Raw genomic sequence first — 16,539 nt, forward strand, 5'->3', positions numbered from 1 at the left:
CATGTTCAACCCGGTCTTGCCCTACTGGCTACTGGGCAAGCAGGCTATCCTGTACACACATTTTGGCCTATAACCCCCGTTTCCCCGTGGGACACGAAAATGGCCTCCGGATCGAATCCGGAGGCCATCTCCTCGTTGTGCGCGAAGGGGGACTTGAACCCCCACGCCCGATAAGTTGGGCACTAGCACCTCAAGCTAGCGCGTCTACCAATTCCGCCACTCGCGCTGGCAACAGAGATAACTCTACATGCGAGCTTCGGTGTCGCAAAATCGAAATCGGCATTTGTGACGCACTCCACTTATCGGATCATTCTCCGAGGTGTGCCACCTGCGAGAGCACGTGCGGCTTGCCTGTTCGGAGGTCGAAGACGGCCGATCGCGCGGCCTCGTGACGCCGCCCTTCGGTCAGCGCGTAGCCGACCGTCGCGGGCAGCAGGATCGGTTTGGCGAACGACACGTCCCAGCGATAGGTCTCCAGACGGGGATCCATCGCCGACAGCGCCCGGGAGGCACTGTACATTCCGTGCGCGATCTGCCGCGGGAACCCGAAGCCCTTGGCGGCCAGGCCGTTGTGGTGGATCGGGTTGTAGTCGCCGGAGACCCGCGCATAGCGCTGTCCGATGATCGGATCCAGTCGCCACAGTGCGCTCGGACGGGGCGCGGCGAACTCCGCGTGGGGAGTCTGCGCCTTCGCCTCGGCCCCCGGCAGCTTCCTGCCCTTGGCCAGATAGGTGGAGACCTCGTTCATCACCGGTCTGCCCTCGACCCTCGCCTCGACGCGGATCTCGACCGTCGTGCCCTTCGTGTGCTCGAAGGGGCCGGCGAGCTCGAGATGGAAGTCCACGACCTCGCCGAGGCGGGCGGGACCGAGCATGTCGACGCGATTGTGGATGTGGACCATGCCCATCATCGGCAGCGGCACCTCGGGGTCGGCCAGCAGCTGCATGCTCAGCGGGAAGCCGAGGATGTGCAGGTACCCGGGATGGACGATGTCGTCCAGGGTCTGTCCCACGACATGGGCGAATCCGGCGTAGGCGACCGGTTCGAGCGGGACACTGCGGTCGATGGATCGATCCGGCAGGTCCGGGCTCGTCCGCGGCCCGACAGGCAGGGTCTTGAGCAGTGCGCGGGCATAGATCGGAAGCATCGAATCCGCCATCATGCACCCACCATGTTCTGCCCGCACACGCGCAGGGTCTCGCCGTTGATGCCGCGAGCACCGCTTGATGCGAGGAAGCCGATGGCCTCGGCGACGTCGACCGGGTGACCGCCCTGCTGCAGGCTCGACAGCCGCCGGGCGACCTGCCGGGTCAGCGCGGGCATCTTCGCAGTCATGTCCGTTTCGATGAAGCCGGGTGCGACGGCGTTGATCGACCCGCCGCGTGTGGAGAACGATTCCGCCGAGGCGGCCGTGAGCCCGATGACGCCGGCCTTCGAGGTCGCGTAGTTCGTCTGCCCCCGGTTGCCGGCGATTCCCGACGTCGAGGCCAGCGACACCACTTGGGCGCCGTCGGCGAAGAGACCCGCCTCGGCCAGGTGTGTGTTGATCGTCGTCTGAGCGGCGATGTTCACCGCGATCACCGATTCCCACCTCGCGGCATCCATGTTCGCGAGCATCTTGTCGCGGGTGATGCCGGCATTGTGGACGAGGATGTCCACGGGGGCCCCGACCGCCTCGGCGATCTTCTCCGCCGAATCGGCGGCGGTGATGTCGAGCTGGACGGACTTTCCGCCGATCTCGTTCATCACCGAAGCCAGAGCCTGACCGGCCTGGGGCATATCGACACCGATGACGTGTGCTCCGTCGCGGGCGAGGTTGCGGGCGATCGCCGCACCGATGCCCCGGGCCGCGCCGGTGACCACTGCGCTGCGCCCGGCCAGCGGGCCCTCGCCGCCGGTGGACATGAACGCGTCCAGGCTCAGTCGCTCGCCCGCGTCCGAGGACACGGTGAGGAACTGCCCGGACACGTAGGCGGATTTGCCCGAGAGCAGGAACCACAGGGCCGAGGCGACCGACGGGGCGGTGAGGTCGACGCCGTCGAGCAGGATGCCGTTGGCCGTGCCGCCGGCGCGCATCTCGTGAGCCAGGGACCGGGTGAAGCCGGTGATGCCCCGGGTGGCGGCGGCCTGTTCCGGGCTCTGGCTGCCCGCGTCCGGCGCAGCGGAGATCGTGACCACGCGTCCGCAGGCGGCCAGCGATCGCAGGGCCGCACCGACTTCGAGGACGATGGGTGAGAGCTCGGTCGGTGACTGCGCTTCGTCGAGGACGGCGATGATCGCCCGCAGCTTCTCGCCTGTCTGCGCGTTCCGTCGCACCTCGAGGCCGTTTTCGAGGAGCAGGTCGGCCAGCCCCTGGGCGCCGGCCCCGGTGCCGAGCACGAGGACCGGCTTGTTGAGGTAGTCCTCCGGGGTGGAGCCGAAGCGGTTGAGTTCGACCGGCTGCGGCAGTCCGAGGGTCTTCGCCACCTGCTTCAGCGGTCCGTTGACGAGGGAGAGATAGGTGTCTTTCATGCTGCCTCCACGATCGCGGTGAGTCCCTGGCCGCCTGCGGCGCAGATCGAGACCAGCGACCTCTTCTTACCAGTGGTCTTCAGGTGTTTCGCCGTGGTCGCGATGATGCGCCCGCCGGTGGCGGCGAAGGGGTGACCTGCGGCGAGGCTCGAGCCCAGCGGGTTGAGCTTGTCGCGGTCGATGGTGCCCAGAGCGTGGTCGAGTCCGGCCTTCTCCCTGCAGAACTCCTCGGATTCCCAGGCAGCCATATGCGACAGCACGGTGGAGGCGAAGGCCTCGTGGATCTCGAACACGTCGAAGTCGGCGAAGGTCAGGCCGTTGCGTGCCAGCAGCCGCGGCACGGCGTAGGCGGGAGCCATGAGCAGGCCCTCGGCTCCGTCGACGAAGTCCACGGCCGCGGCTTCGGCGTCGACGAGGCGGGCCAAGGGGGTGTAGCCGTGTTCGGCCGCCCAGTCCTCGCTGCCGAGCAGCACCGACGAGGCGCCGTCCGTCAGCGGGGTCGAATTGCCGGCGGTCATGGTCGCCTCGGTCTCGAGCTTCCTGCCGAAGACGGGGCTGAGTTTGGCCAGAGACTCCATGGTCGAATCCGCACGCAGGTTCGTGTCCCGGCTGACGCCGAGGTAGGCGGTGGTGAGGTCGTCGAAGAAGCCGGAATCCCAGGCCGCGGCGAGGTTCCGGTGGGAGGCCAGGGCGAGTTCGTCCTGGGCCTGCCGGCTGATGTTCCACTCGGCGGTGGTGATCGCCTGGTGCTCCCCCATGCTCAGACCCGTGCGGGGCTCCCCCGTCGAGGGCGCCTGCGGGGCGAGGTAGGCGGGCCGGATCTGAGCGGCGATCTTCGCTCTGGCCACCACGGTCTTGGCCCGAGTGAGCTCGAGCAGGATCTCGCGCATCGAGTCGTTGATGACGATCGGCGCATCGGAGGCCGAGTCGACGCCGGAGGCGATGCCGGATTCGATCTGGCCGGCGTTGATCTTGTTGTTGAGGCTGACCACGGCTTCGAGTCCCGTGGCGCAGGCCTGACCGAGGTCGAAGGCCGGCGTCGTCGGGGCCAGGGCGGAGCCGAGCACGGCCTCGCGGGTGAGATTGAAGTCCTTCGAATGCTTGAGGACCGCGCCTCCTGCGACCTCGCCGATGTTCTCTCCGGCCAGACCGAAGCGGGCCACGAGCCCGTCGATCGCCGAGGTGAGCATATCGAGGTTCGTGGCCTTCGCGTACTGCTTGTTCGAGCGTGCGAAGGGTATGCGGTTGCCGCCGAGTATGACGGCGCGTTGCTGGGGAGTGGACATGTGCACCTCCGAGTGTTGGATTTAGCTGATACCGACAGTACCTGATACCGTCTGTTCCATGAAATCGATCACAGACGGGCGCTCGACGAGGTGGCAGAAGCACCGCGATGAGCGTCGTCGCGAACTGCTGCGTGCGGTCCGATCCGTCGTCGACGAATACGGCGACGAACTGTCGATGGACCAGATCTCCGAGCACTCGGGCACGACGAAGTCCGTGCTCTACCGGTACTTCACGGACCGGGCCGGACTGCAGGCGGCCATGGGCGAATGGGCGATGGGTGTCATCGTCCGTTCCCTCGACGATGCCGCGGCCGCATCGGCGGGCACGGATCCGTCCGCCGACTCCCGGGAGTCCCTGGCGGCGATGATCCGCGCCTTCGTCAGGCTCGCCGGGGAGTCCCCGAACGTCTACCGCTTCTGCGACACGGCGGTCAACCGCTTCGCCCCCGAGGAGACCGGCGGCTTCTTCAATTCGATCGCCGGACTGCTGGCCGAACGCCTCGACCTCAGCGGCGAACGGGCCCAGCTGTGGTCGGCCGGTGCCATCGGATTCGTCCGCGCAGCCACCGAGACCTGGCTGTCCCGGCCCGACCGTCCCGAAGAGTTCGCCACCACCATCAGCCACTGGCTCTGGGCATCCCTGCCCGCACAACGAGGAGAAGAAGAATGAAGCTGTCTCTGAACCCACAGGCCATCAACGACGTTCTCGACGGACGGTGGGCCGAAGCCCGCCGCCAAGGTCGGAGCCTGGCCCTGGACCCGACGACCCATGACGATCCGGCCGATGACCTCGAGACCGCGCGGGCGAAGACCCTCACCGGTGTGGGCATGATGGCCGAGACCCGTCTGCCGCTGACGGGACTGCCCCCGGAGATGGGCGGGCGGAACGAACATGCGACGAACGTCGCCGGGTTCGAGGAGACCGTGACGGCCAATCCCAGCCTGCAGATCAAGGCCGGCGTGCAGTTCGGACTCTTCGGCGGCGCGATCCTCCACCTCGGCGATGCCGAGCAGCACGAGAAGTGGCTGCTCGACGCCCAGGAGGGGCGCCTCCTGGGCTCCTTCGCCATGACCGAGATCGGGCACGGTTCGGATGTCGCCTCGGTGGCCACGACAGCCACCTTTGATCCTGCGGCCGAGGAATTCGTCATCGACACACCCTTCCGAGCTGCGACGAAGGAGTACATCGGCAATGCCGCCCGGGACGCCCGCGCCGCGGTGGTCTTCGCTCAGCTCATCACCGCCGGGGTCAACCACGGGGTGCATGCGTTCTTCGTTCCGGTCCGCGACGAGGCCGGCGACCCGCAGCCGGGGATCACGATCGAGGACGACGGATACAAGGGCGGTCTCAAGGGCGTCGACAACGGCCGCATCGCCTTCGACTCTGTGCGTGTCCCCCGGAGCAATCTGCTCAACCGCTACGGCGACGTGTCCGCCGACGGCACCTACTCCTCCCCCATCGAGTCGCCCGGACGCCGTTTCTTCACCATGCTCGGCACCCTCGTGCAGGGACGCGTGTCCCTCGACGGCGCCTCCGTGGTCGCCTCGAAGATCGCGCTCGACATCGCCGTGCGCTACGGCCTCGAGCGCAAGCAGTTCACCGCCGGTGACGACTTCGCCGAGACCACGCTGCTCGACTACGGACAGCATCAGCGCCGTCTCATGCCGGCCCTGGCCGCCGTCTACGCCTCGGCATTCGCCCACGAGAAGCTGCTGACCTCGTTCGAGGAGGTCTTCTCCGCAGCTGATGACTCCGAGGAGAACCGCGCCCTGCTCGAGACCCGGGCCGCGGCATTCAAGGCCGATTCGACATGGATGGCCCTCGACGTGATCCAGGAATGCCGCGAGGCCTGCGGCGGTGCCGGATTCATGGCCGAGAACCGGCTGGTCGGCCTGCGTGCCGACCTCGACGTCTATGTCACCTTCGAGGGCGACAACACGGTGCTTCTGCAGCTCGTGGCCAAGCGCCTCCTCGGTGACTATGCGAAGGAGTTCGCTCACCTCGACGTCGGCGGTGCCGCGCGTTTCATCGGCACGCAGGCCGCCGAGCACACGCTCTACCGGACCGGCCTGGCCAATGCCGGTCGGGCGATCTCGGACGCCTTCACCCCGAACCTCGGTGAGAAGCGGATCCGTTCGGGTCGCCTGCAGCGCACGCTGCTCGAGACCCGCCTCGACGTCATGGTCTCGGGCGTCGCCCAGGCGCTGCGCCCGGCGACGAAGATGCCCGCGGACAAGGCTGCGGATCTGTTCAACACCCACCAGCACGAACTCATCGAGATGGCGCGTGCCTATGTGGAGCTGGAGAAGTGGAAGGCCCTCGACGAGAAGATGCGGGAGCAGACCGACGCCGACCAGGCGAAGGTCTTCCGCCGCCTGCGCGACACCTACGGCCTCGGTCTCATCGAGAAGCACATGGCCTGGCATCTCATGTACGGTCGCCTGCCGATGTCGCGGGCGCGGCAGATCAACGAGACCCTCAACCGCCTGTGCGCGAAACTCGCCGCGAACGCTCTCGACCTCGTCGAGGCCTTCGGCTACGGGGATGAGCACCGTCGGGCCACGATCGCCACCGGCATCGAGGCGCAGCGTCAGAACGAGGCGGCCGACTACTACCGCCGAGCCCGGGCCAAGCAGAACTTCCCCGTCGACGAGAAGCAGCTGCGCAAGGCCGAGAAGCAGGCGGCGAAGGCCGGATCGAAGTAGGAACCCACAGCAGGACACGCGCAGAGCCCCCACAGCCACTCGGCTGTGGGGGCTCTGCGCGTGTGGCGGGCCTCCTCATGCGGCGAGGAAGTCCCGCAGTGCCGCGGAGACCTTCTCGGTCTCGGTGAGGAATCCGTCGTGGCCGACGGCTGATTCGATGACCTCGTGGCTGACCTTGCCGGGCAGGGCCTCGGCGAGGATGCCCACCTGCTGCGGTGGGAACAGCCGGTCCGAGGACACGGAGACGACGAGATTGTCCGTGCAGGCATCCGCCAGCGCCGTGCGCAGGTCGGTGGAACGACCGCGGCGCACATCGTGGTCGCGCAGCGCCCGGGTGAGCACGATGTAGCTGTGCGGATCGAACCGGGCGGTCAGCTTCTTCGCCTGATGGTCGAGGTACGAGGTCACCTCGTAGTAGTCCTCGGCGCGCAGGCGACGGGAGAAGCGCTCATTGAGTTCGGCGTCGTTGCGGTAGGTCAGGTGTGCGATCTGGCGGGCCAGACCGAGCCCTTGGGACGGGAATCGACCCACGGCCGAATAGTCGCCCGAATAGTAGTCGGCGTCGAGTTCGATCGCGCGCTCCTGCATCATCGCCCAGGCGATCTGGTCGGCCTCGCAGAAGGCCGGTGCGGCCAGGATCGCGCACTTGCGCACCTTCCGGCTGTCCAACAGGGCGAACTCCAACGCCCTGGCCCCGCCCATCGAGCCGCCGATCACCGCCGCCCAGGAGTCGATGCCGAGGATCTGCGCAAGATTGTGCTCGAGCCTGGCCATATCCCTGATCGACACGGCCGGGAAGCGGGAGCCGTAGGCGAGTCCGTCGTCGTAGATCGACTGCGGACCGGTCGTGCCCGAGCAGCCGCCGAGCGAATTCGCGCACACCACGTAGTACTCGTCCGTGTCCACGGCTTCGCCGGGCCCGACGACACCCGACCACCATTCGGTGACCTCGGTGTCGCCGGTCAGGGCATGTTCGATGAGGATCGCGTTGGAGCGATCCGCGTTGAGCGTGCCGAAGGTCTCATAGGCGATCTCAACGGTGCCGAACGTATGCCCGGAGTCTGTGCCGAAGCCCAGAATCCGCTCGACGGAGGTGCTCTGGGTGGTCATCTCAGGCCGCGGTCGACGCCTTCGCCGCTGCCGCCGCGAAGCCCTTGTCGAGGTCGCCGATGATGTCGTCGATGCCTTCGAGCCCCACGGACAGACGCACCAGGGCGGGGTTGACGCCGGCGTCTTCCTGCGCCTGCTCGTCCAGCTGCGAGTGGGTGGTCGAGGCCGGGTGGATGACAAGTGAGCGGACATCGCCGATATTGGCGACGTGCGAATGCAACTCGAGGGAGTCGACGAAGGCCACGGCCGCGTCGTAGCCGCCGGCGATGTCGAAGGCCAGGACGGAGCCGACACCATTGGGCAGATACTTCTTCGCCACCTCGTTCCACGGGCTCGAGGCCAGTCCCGCATAGGCTACGCGGGTGACCTGAGAATGGTCGTCCAGGTAGGCGGCGACCTTCTCTGCGTTCTCGACATGGCGGGCGATGCGCAGGCTCAGCGTCTCCAGCCCCTGGGCGATGAGGAAGGCATTGAATGGGCTGGCCGCGGGGCCGAGATCGCGCAGACCCTGAACGCGGGCCTTGAGGCCGAAGGACACATTCGCTCCGAAGGGACCGTCGGCGCCGAGGTCCCGGGCGTAGACGAGGCCGTTGTAGGACTCATCGGGTTCGTTGAAGCCGGGGTACTTCTCGGGCTGGGCACCGTAGTCGAAGTTTCCGCTGTCGACGAGAATTCCGGCGATCGAGGTGCCGTGGCCTCCGAGGTACTTCGTGGCCGAGTGGACGACGACATCGGCGCCGTGCTCGATGGGCCGCACGAGGTACGGGGTGGCCAGAGTGTTGTCGGTGAACAGGGGGACGCCGGCGGCGTGGGCGATATCGGCGACCGCGGCGATGTCGAGGACATCGGAGCGGGGGTTCGAGACGACCTCGGCGAAGAAGAGCTTCGTATTGTCCTGAACGGCGCTCTTCCATTCGTCGAGATCCGAGACGTCGACGAAGGTGGTCTCGATGCCGAGCTTGCGCAGGGTCACGTTGAACAGGTTCTGAGTGCCGCCGTAGAGGCTGGAGCTGGCCACGATGTGATCGCCGGCACCGGCGATGTTGGTGATCGCCAGGAAGGCCGCGGACTGTCCCGAAGCGGTGAGGACTGCGTGCACGCCGCCCTCGAGATCGGCGATGCGGTTCTCCACGACCTCGGTCGTCGGATTCGTGATGCGCGTGTAGATCGGACCGAGCTCGGACAGGGCGAAGCGGTTGGCCGCGGTCTCATTGCTGTCGAAGACGAACGAGGTGGTCTGATGGATCGGCAGCGCTCGCGAACCGGTGGCCGGATCGGGGGTCTGCCCCGCATGGATCTGGCGGGTGTCGAATGACTGGCTCATGATAGCTCCTCTGTGAGTGCGACGGGGGCGCCGGCGGTTGCAGTGGGTGTGCTGTGTCCACTGTCATCGACTTCCTCCCCGCGAGCCCGCCTGTGTGTCATGTTGATGTCATCGTCTGTCATCTTTCGTCACAACCGGATCCGTCAGCGGAAGTTCCTGGCCTTCGTCGGCAGCTGCACCTCGAGCGGGATGAGCTTGTGCGCATAGAGGCTGACGACCTCTCCCCCACGCTGGATCAGACCGGTGACGGCGAGGACGTTGCGGGAAGTCGCGACCGTGCGGAAGCGTTTCATCAGCCCGGCGGTGGCCACGACGTTGAGCATCCCGAATTCGTCCTCGAGGTTGATGAAGGTGATTCCCGAGGCCGTGGCCGGTCGCTGCCTGTGGGTGACGATCGCGGCCACGGTCATCCGGGTCCCGTCCGCGGCCTTCGCCGCATCCGCGGTCGAGGAGCAGCCTCGTGCGATCAGCTGTTCGCGCAGCATCTCCGTCGGGTAGCCGTCGACGGTGATCCCCGTGGAGAACAGCTCGGCCAGGGTCGTGTCGAAGGCATCCATGGCCGGCAGGCTCGGCGCCGAATCCACCGTCGCCGTCCCCGGCAGCAGGCCGGGGTGGGCTCCGGCGACTCCCCCGGCCAGCCACAGAGCCTGCCGGCGGTCGAGGTCGAATCCGGCCAGCGCTCCGGCCGTGGCCAGGCTCTCCAGAGCCTGTCTGCCGATGCCGGTCCGCTCCGCCAGATCCGCCACCGAGGCGAAGGGGGCGGTCTCGCGTTCACGGACGATCACCTCGGCGAAGGAACCGACGTGTGCGACCGAATCCAGGCCCAAGCGGATCCCCAGCTGCGGCGTCGAGGCGCCGGGCTGGTCGGAGCCGAGCCATTCGAGATCGGTCGCAGCCTGCGAACGGCGGATGTCGACCGGCAGGATCGGCACCCCGTGCCGGCGGGCATCGGCGATGAGCGACTGCGGGGAGTAGAAGCCCATCGGCTGGCTGCGCAGCAGACCGGCGGTGAAGGCCGCATGGTGGTGGTATTTGAACCAGGCGGACTGATAGACGAGATTGGCGAAGCTGATGGCGTGCGATTCGGGGAACCCGTAGTTCGCGAAGGCCGCGATGGTGGCGAAGATCGACTCGGCGGTGTCCTCGGCCACCCCGCGCTCCACGGCTCCGACGCGGAACTTCTCGGCCAGTTCGGCCATCCGCTTCTCCGACCGTCGTGAGCCCATGGCCTGACGCAGCTGATCGGCGTCGGCTCCGCTGAAGCCGCCGACGTCGATGGCCATCTGCATCAGCTGCTCCTGGAACAGCGGCACCCCGTAGGTCTTGGACAGGGACTTCTTCAGCAGCGGGTGGAGGTATTCGACCTCGTCGATCCCCTGCCTCCTGCGGATGTAGGGGTGGACGGACCCGCCCTGGATGGGACCGGGCCGGATGAGGGCGACCTGAACGGCCAGATCATAGAAGATCTCCGGCCGCAGCCGCGGCAGAGTCGCCAGCTGGGCACGGGACTCGACCTGGAAGACTCCGACGGCATCGGCCTTCTGCAGCATCTCGTAGACGCGGGGGTCCTCGTCGTCGATCTCCGCCCGGTCGATGAGCTCTCCTGTGTGACGGTGGACGAGGTCGACCATCTCATGCAGCGCGGTGAGCATCCCCAGACCCAGCAGATCGAACTTCACGAGGTCCATGGCCGCACAGTCGTCCTTGTCCCACTGCACGACGGTCCGGTGGCCCATCGTCGCCCTCTCGATCGGGACCACCTCGCCGATGGGGCGGTCGGCGAGGATCATTCCGCCGGAGTGGATGCCCAGATGCCGGGGAGAGCCGAGCAGGTCGCCGGCGATGCTGAGCACGGGAGCGGGGACCGGCGAGTCCTCTGCATCGGGCAGGCTCGACCACCGGCTGCTCGCCTTCGAGAACGCATCCTGCTGCCCCGGGGCATAGCCGAGGCTGAACGCGGCGTCCCGGATCGCGGACTTCGCCCGGTAGGTGATGACATTGGCCACCTGGGCGGCGCGCTCACGACCGAAGTGGTCATAGACGTATTGGATGACCTCCTCGCGGCGACCGGATTCGATGTCGATGTCGATGTCCGGATACCCCTTGCGGTCCGGAGACAGGAATCGGTCGAAGAGCAGCCCGTGCTTGACCGCGTCGACGGCGGTGATGCCGAGGACGAAGCAGACCGCGGAGTTCGCCGCGGAACCTCTGCCCTGGCAGAAGATGCTCGAGAGGCGGCAGAACTCCGTGATGTCGAAGACGATGAGGAAGTACCCGCAGAAGCCCAGCTGAGCGATCATGTCCGTCTCCCGGTCCAGCTGTGCCCAGGCCCGCGGGTTGGCTGCCCTGGACCCGTAGCGACAGCGGCCGCGCTCGTCGATGAGACCGCGCAGATACTCCTCCGCCTCCCGGTCGTCGGGCATCGGGGCCCGCGGCAGGTCCGGACGGGCCGTACCCAGGACGAAGGAGGCCTCCCGACCGATGCGCACCGCATTCTCGAGGGCCTGCCGAGGGAACCGCGCGGCCATCTCCTCCCCCGTGTGGATCCGAGCGTTCGCCGTCGCCGGCAGCCACCCGGTCAGTTCATCGAGCGAGAGACGCGACCGCACCGAGGCTCTCACCTGGGCAGATCTCCACTGAGCACGAGTGGCGAAGTGGACTGCATTGCTGGCCACGATCGGCAGATGCGTCCGTTCGGCCAGATCGCCGAGGTGGCGCAGCCTCTCATCATCGTCCGGGGTCCCGTCCCGGCTGAGTTCGACGGCCAGACGGTCGGGGCCGAAGAGCGTCATGAGTTCGCGCAGGGCGCCCAGGCCGCCGTCGGCATCGCCGAGGGCTCGCCGCAGCGGACCCTTGCGGCAGCCGGTGAGGATCGTCCAGTCCCCGTCCATCGCCGCCAGCTCCTCGAGGTCGAACACGGGACGGTTCTTCTCACCGCGCAGGTTCGCTTCGGTGATGGCCTGCGAGAGCCGGTGGTAGCCGTCGACGCTGCGGGCGAGGACGAGCAGATGCGTGGCCTCGGGGTCGGTCTGTCCGGGAATCCTCTCCCTCAGCCCCACGGACAGTTCGGCGCCGAAGACGGTGGGCAGCCCCACCTCGGCGGCGGCGTGAGCGAATCGGACCGCACCGTAGAGACCGTTGTGGTCGGTCAGCGCCAAGGAAGTCAGCCCGGCGGCGGCGCCGGCGGTCACGAGCTCCTCGGGATCGGAGGCTCCGTCGAGGAAGCTGAACTGGGAATGCACGTGCAGCTCCGCCCATTCCACGCTCGCGGTGCGCAGCAGCGGGCCGCGCTTCGGACCTTCGCCGAGTGTCTTTGCATATCGGTCGCGTCCGTCGGGGCCGCGGGGGCCGACCGAGACCTGGTAGCGGTCGGGACGGGAGAACGCAGGGGCGTCGGAACCGTCCGCATGCTTGTCGACGGGAGCGTCCGCCCCGTGTGCGTCCGGAGTGTCCTTGCCTTCGAGTCTGCGGGCCAGCTTCGACCAGGGAGTGCGCGGGTTCGAGAAACCCATCGGTGCCTCCTCTCTCCTGCCTGTGTCTCGTTGACCCGGTTCAGCGGTAGCGACCGGTGAGGTACCACTGGCCGCGTTCCTTGCTCAGCAGGAGGGCCCGCCCCGCATCGGTCACCACCTGCAGCCGGGTTCGGTAGACGGTCCGTTCGGGATCCCACCACCCGGATTCGATGGGCCAGGAACCGGAGTAGTCGGTGATGGCCGCGGTCTCCCCGGTGGGGAATCTGATCGTCGTCGGTGCGGCCTCCAGACCCGAGGGGCGCGCCTGCACCGGCGAACCGTCCGCGGCGAGCACATCGACGGCCGAGTGCTCGACGATGGTCGGTCGGGGCGCGTGCAGGGCACCGGGCCAGGGGGCTCCGGGACTGCGTTCGGGGACGGCCGCCTGCTGCCATGGGGTCCACAGGTTCGTCTCGGCCGGGTCCCACCCGCCCTGGATGCCCGGCACGAGCACCGCATCCGGGCCGAACAGACCCTGCAGGCGTTCGAGGGTATGGGTGATCTGACCGGTGTTCTCCTCGAACAGGCTCTTCGTGGCTCCGATCGGAGTGGTCAGCTCCGCCGCGATGAGACGCAGCGCGATGATGCCGTCCGCGGAGAAGTCCTCTGCGTCGGGAGCCGGCTCGTCACCGAAGTCGAGAGCCTGCGGGTCCGTGCCCCCGCGCCGGGGCCCTGACCCGGTAGTCGGGCCGGTGCCCGCTCCGGTGCTCGCTCCGGCCAGCCAGCCCTCGGCCTGCCACCGCAGCCGATCCGCGATCGCGTTCTCCTGCATGTCCTCGATCCGCCAGGTCCGGGACGAGGACTGTCCGGCCGCTGCGTCCAGTTCGATCGTGATCTGGGTGCAGACCATCCCCTGCCTGCGCACCTTGGTCAGCAGCTCGGCGCCGAGCTGACGGGCGAGGAAGCCGAGGGTGTCGCTGCGGGTCGTCGGTGCGTCGAGGTCGAGTTCGGCATCGAGGGGCTCCCCGCGGACCTGATCGGCCAGGGGTCTGCCCTCCACGCCGGAGGCCAGCTCGTGCACATGCCGACCGAAGGCACCGAACCGTGAGTTCACGTCCTTGGCCTCCAGCCGGGCCAGGTCGCCGAGGCGGCGCAGGCCCAGCTGCAGGAAGACCTCGATCAGCGCGGTCGCCCCGGCCCCGGCATATTCCAGGGTCGTGATCGGCTGCTCGGCCAGGAAGTCCACGGTCCGTCCGGGCTCGACCCGGCGAGCCTGCCCGGAGGCCAGCACCGCGGCGAAGACGGTGTCGGCGATGCCGGGGAAGAATTCCCACCCGGTCTCGTCCACGAGCGCGGAGACCAGGGCCTCGACGGCGCTGGACTCGTCAGGGTAGCCGTGTCGGAGTGAGTCGAGCGGAATCGCCAGCGTGCCCGGGCTGAGCAGGGTGAATCGAGCGACGAGGTCCTCGAGAGCTCCGACTCCGGCGCTGAAGTGCCGATTGTCCACGTCTTCGTCCCAGACCACGACACGGGCCTCCGGGCAGCGGAACCCGACGGCTCGCTTGTTGTTGCCGACGGCGACGCCGGAGGCGCGGGCGGGGGCATTGGCGGCGATGACCTTTCCTCCGTGGAGCACCGCGACCGGGCGGCCCGGGCCGATCTCGTGTTCGGCCGCTGCGGCCACGGCCGGCCAGTCGGGCACCGTGAGGACGAGAGTGCGCTGAGCCTCACCCGACATGATCGATCACCTGCCGCAGATGCGTGATCGTCGTCCACCTCGGGTCCTCGGAGCCGGCGGCAGAGGTCGGCTCAGAAGCCGCCTCGGAGACCGCTGCGGGAGCTTCCGACGTCCCCGCGGGGACTGCGACGGGAGTTCCGGTCGGGCCGGGCAGCAGGAAACGGTGGATCCCCGTCTGCGAGCGGGCACGGACGAGGCAGGACTGCAGACGGCCTCGACCGCGTTCGGTGCCCGACCATCGCGTGTCCGTGATCTCGATCTGCTCCGTGCTGCCGGGCATGGGCCGAAGACCGATGACGCTCATCCGCCGTTCGCGGACCTTGGCCAGGAGCCGAGCACGCTCCGAAGCACTCGGCGAGAACCCCGGATCGACGAGGATGATGTCGAAGGATTCGATGAGGATCGACGCCACGCGCAGCCAGTCCTCGCCGGGGGTGGCCAGGTTGACGAAATGATCGAGGTCGACACCCAGATCGGCGATGGAGGAGACCGCCGGTTCGCCGAGCCCGATGCCGGCACACCACTTCTGCTCCCGGGTCGCAGCGGCGAGCGTCGCCAGTGCGCAGCTGACAGAGAGTTCCCCGGTGACGGTGACGAGCTCTCCCCGAGGCAGGCCACCGCGACGGAACAGCGGAGAGAGCACAGGATTCACCGGATGGGGCGGGATCCTGTCGAACAGGGCCGTGGCCGTGGAGATCCCTGTCTCCCGGCTGAGCTGTTCGACGACTGGTGCGGCTGACATGACATCCATTATCGAACTGGTGTTCTAAATTGGCAAGATTCAGGCGACCGCATTGCTCTCCCGGGCGTGTCGCCATTCGGCCTCGAACATCCAAGCGATGCAGAGCCCCAGGTCAAAGCCATAACCGCCGCCGACGGTGCCCGGATCCGCATCGCCGGTGGCCTCCTCGACCTCCGCGACCTGGACCGCGGTGTCGAACATCGCACGTCCCCTCACACGGCTCTCCAGCGGCAGCAGCTGTGAGCCCTCGGGCAGGTAGAAGGCGAAAGCCGCGGGGCCGCGCATCGCTCCGGCGAAGTCGGCCCCGGTGCGTTCGATGCGCAGCTGGTACTTGTGCACCACGGTGTGGTGGCGTCGGCAGAGCAGGATGAGATTGTCCATATCCGTCGTCCCGCCCTGGGACCAGGGCCGGATATGGTGGGCGTCGCATCGCCGACGGACTCGGCATCCGGGGAACTGGCAGCAGACATCGCGCACACTCAAGGCCAGCCTCTGGCGCCTGCTCACCAGACGCTTCGCGCGTCCGAGCATGAGGACGTCGCCATCGCCGCCTTTGATCGCTCCGCTGATCAATGCCTCACAGCTCAGCCGCTCCGCAGTCGCGGCGGTGATGCCGCCGAACCCCTCGATCCTGCAGGTCGTATCCGCTCTTCTCTCCTTCGCCCCTGCGAGGACGCCGGCGGAGGAAAGCGTCCCCGCGGGGACGTCGGCGCCGGCCTCGATACTGGCTTCGGCGCCGGCCTCCAGGGTCGTGCTGGCCTCCAAAGCGGCACCTGCGCGGGTGACCACCTCGGCGGAGGCGTGGATGAGCATCCTGGCGCGGTCGGCGTCCATCGCACCGGCGGGTGCGGAGCGAGGGAAGGCGCGGACGAGCTCCATCAGGCACATCACCTGGGAGATCGGCTCATGGGGTGCTTCTTCCTCGCCATCCGGGTCGTCGGTGCCGTTCCCTGCATCGGAGGTCCGCTGCTCTGCGGATTCCTCCTCCGCGCGGCGTTCGAGAAGGTGACGGGCGGCATCGAGCATCGTGAAGAGCTCCGCGGCCTCGTCCTCCTCGAGATCGATCGTGATGCGGGTCCGGCCGGGCGCGACCTGGCGCATGGTGACGCTGTCCTGCGGCAGGCGGACCGGCAGCGGTCCGGGCTCGATCGCGGCAGCCAGCTGTTGATAGTCCCGGGAGATCCGGCTGATCTGGCTGCCCGTGGCGATGGTGGCCAAGCGCAGCGCCTCGTCGTCGCCGATCCGCTCGCCCAGCCGGGTCACTTCCCGCACCTTGGAGAAGCTGACCTCGCCGGCGGCCAGACTCTTCTGCACTTTCGGCATCGCCCGCAGCGCCATCATCACCCTGACGTATTCGCGTGCCGTGTGCATGCTCACCGAGGCCACATGCATCACCCATTCGGGCAGGGTCCTCACCCCGACCCACTCCGCCCACAGCTCCCGTCGCTCCACCTCGTCGATGAGGGCGATGACCCGAGCGTGGCAGAAGGCGATGCACGAGGTGTTGCGGCGGATGTCGGTGACGATCTCCGCACAGCTGAGTCGGCTGAGATCGGCTTCGACCTCAGCGCCTCCGTAGTCCTGCGGGTCGATGCTCAGCTGCTCGATGTTCCCGTGCTGCACAGCATCGGGCTCCGCCGCCTCGACCGTTTTCTCGTCCTGCATGGCTT

General features: G+C 67.8%; 11 protein-coding genes and 1 tRNA gene. 2 read left to right on the forward strand and 10 right to left on the reverse strand.

All coding sequences use genetic code 11. From position 1 onward, the window contains the following. Positions 1 to 138: 138 nt before the first annotated feature. From IHE57_RS11275 to IHE57_RS11290, 4 genes are all read right to left on the reverse strand, one after another. A tRNA-Leu gene (locus tag IHE57_RS11275) sits at positions 139 to 226 on the reverse strand. Positions 227 to 307: 81 nt separating this feature from the next. Further along, positions 308 to 1,162: a MaoC family dehydratase gene (locus tag IHE57_RS11280; protein WP_209373064.1), complete on the reverse strand. Its 855-nt coding sequence runs from the start codon at positions 1,160 to 1,162 to the stop codon at positions 308 to 310. Continuing rightward, positions 1,159 to 2,511 carry a 3-oxoacyl-ACP reductase gene (locus tag IHE57_RS11285; protein ID WP_209373066.1) on the reverse strand — a complete coding sequence of 451 codons (1,353 nt, stop codon included), beginning with the start codon at positions 2,509 to 2,511 and terminating at the stop codon, positions 1,159 to 1,161. The genes IHE57_RS11280 and IHE57_RS11285 overlap by 4 nt, the downstream gene beginning before the upstream one ends. After that, positions 2,508 to 3,797: an acetyl-CoA C-acetyltransferase gene (locus IHE57_RS11290; protein WP_209373068.1), complete on the reverse strand. Its 1,290-nt coding sequence runs from the start codon at positions 3,795 to 3,797 to the stop codon at positions 2,508 to 2,510. The genes IHE57_RS11285 and IHE57_RS11290 overlap by 4 nt, the downstream gene beginning before the upstream one ends. Before the next feature lie 58 nt (positions 3,798 to 3,855). Between IHE57_RS11290 and IHE57_RS11295 the strand changes: the two genes are divergently transcribed. Then, the gene (locus IHE57_RS11295; RefSeq protein ID WP_209324895.1) at positions 3,856 to 4,467 is read left to right on the forward strand and encodes a TetR/AcrR family transcriptional regulator; all 612 of its coding nucleotides are present in this window, start codon (positions 3,856 to 3,858) and stop codon (positions 4,465 to 4,467) included. Further along, a complete protein-coding gene (locus tag IHE57_RS11300; protein ID WP_209373070.1) occupies positions 4,464 to 6,503 on the forward strand; it encodes an acyl-CoA dehydrogenase family protein in 2,040 nt (679 codons plus the stop codon). Before IHE57_RS11295 ends, IHE57_RS11300 begins: the two co-directional genes overlap by 4 nt. 75 nt (positions 6,504 to 6,578) lie before the next feature. On the opposite strand, the gene metX is transcribed toward IHE57_RS11300, so the two are convergent. The 6 genes from metX to IHE57_RS11330 all read right to left on the reverse strand — a co-directional run bounded on the left by metX (position 6,579) and on the right by IHE57_RS11330 (position 16,534). Next, entirely contained in the window at positions 6,579 to 7,613 is a 1,035-nt protein-coding gene (metX, locus tag IHE57_RS11305) for a homoserine O-acetyltransferase MetX (protein ID WP_209373072.1), read from the reverse strand. A gap of 1 nt (position 7,614) precedes the next feature. Beyond that, positions 7,615 to 8,937: an O-acetylhomoserine aminocarboxypropyltransferase/cysteine synthase family protein gene (locus tag IHE57_RS11310; RefSeq protein ID WP_209373074.1), complete on the reverse strand. Its 1,323-nt coding sequence runs from the start codon at positions 8,935 to 8,937 to the stop codon at positions 7,615 to 7,617. A 143-nt stretch (positions 8,938 to 9,080) separates the two neighbouring features. Further along, a complete protein-coding gene (locus tag IHE57_RS11315; protein WP_209373076.1) occupies positions 9,081 to 12,449 on the reverse strand; it encodes an error-prone DNA polymerase in 3,369 nt (1,122 codons plus the stop codon). 40 nt (positions 12,450 to 12,489) lie between these two features. After that, the gene (locus IHE57_RS11320; RefSeq protein WP_209373078.1) at positions 12,490 to 14,127 is read right to left on the reverse strand and encodes a DNA polymerase Y family protein; all 1,638 of its coding nucleotides are present in this window, start codon (positions 14,125 to 14,127) and stop codon (positions 12,490 to 12,492) included. Beyond that, on the reverse strand, positions 14,117 to 14,869 hold the full coding sequence (gene imuA' / locus IHE57_RS11325) for a DnaE2-dependent mutagenesis accessory factor ImuA' (RefSeq protein WP_253720195.1): 753 nt from the start codon (positions 14,867 to 14,869) through the stop codon (positions 14,117 to 14,119). Before imuA' ends, IHE57_RS11320 begins: the two co-directional genes overlap by 11 nt. A 39-nt stretch (positions 14,870 to 14,908) precedes the next feature. Then, a complete protein-coding gene (locus tag IHE57_RS11330) occupies positions 14,909 to 16,534 on the reverse strand; it encodes an HNH endonuclease signature motif containing protein (RefSeq protein WP_209373080.1) in 1,626 nt (541 codons plus the stop codon). Positions 16,535 to 16,539: the final 5 nt, after the last annotated feature.

The sequence above is a fragment of the Brevibacterium renqingii genome, assembly GCF_017808105.1.
In the GTDB taxonomy this organism is placed as follows: Bacteria; Actinomycetota; Actinomycetes; order Actinomycetales; family Brevibacteriaceae; genus Brevibacterium; species Brevibacterium renqingii.

Coding starts and splice junctions, on each gene's coding strand:
- IHE57_RS11280 (WP_209373064.1), bottom strand. CDS start 1,162: ATGATGGCGGATTCGATGCTTCCGATCTATGCCCGCGCACTGCTCAAG.
- IHE57_RS11285 (WP_209373066.1), bottom strand. CDS start 2,511: ATGAAAGACACCTATCTCTCCCTCGTCAACGGACCGCTGAAGCAGGTG.
- IHE57_RS11290 (WP_209373068.1), bottom strand. CDS start 3,797: ATGTCCACTCCCCAGCAACGCGCCGTCATACTCGGCGGCAACCGCATA.
- IHE57_RS11295 (WP_209324895.1), top strand. CDS start 3,856: ATGAAATCGATCACAGACGGGCGCTCGACGAGGTGGCAGAAGCACCGC.
- IHE57_RS11300 (WP_209373070.1), top strand. CDS start 4,464: ATGAAGCTGTCTCTGAACCCACAGGCCATCAACGACGTTCTCGACGGA.
- metX (WP_209373072.1), bottom strand. CDS start 7,613: ATGACCACCCAGAGCACCTCCGTCGAGCGGATTCTGGGCTTCGGCACA.
- IHE57_RS11310 (WP_209373074.1), bottom strand. CDS start 8,937: ATGAGCCAGTCATTCGACACCCGCCAGATCCATGCGGGGCAGACCCCC.
- IHE57_RS11315 (WP_209373076.1), bottom strand. CDS start 12,449: ATGGGTTTCTCGAACCCGCGCACTCCCTGGTCGAAGCTGGCCCGCAGA.
- IHE57_RS11320 (WP_209373078.1), bottom strand. CDS start 14,127: ATGTCGGGTGAGGCTCAGCGCACTCTCGTCCTCACGGTGCCCGACTGG.
- imuA' (WP_253720195.1), bottom strand. CDS start 14,869: ATGTCAGCCGCACCAGTCGTCGAACAGCTCAGCCGGGAGACAGGGATC.
- IHE57_RS11330 (WP_209373080.1), bottom strand. CDS start 16,534: ATGCAGGACGAGAAAACGGTCGAGGCGGCGGAGCCCGATGCTGTGCAG.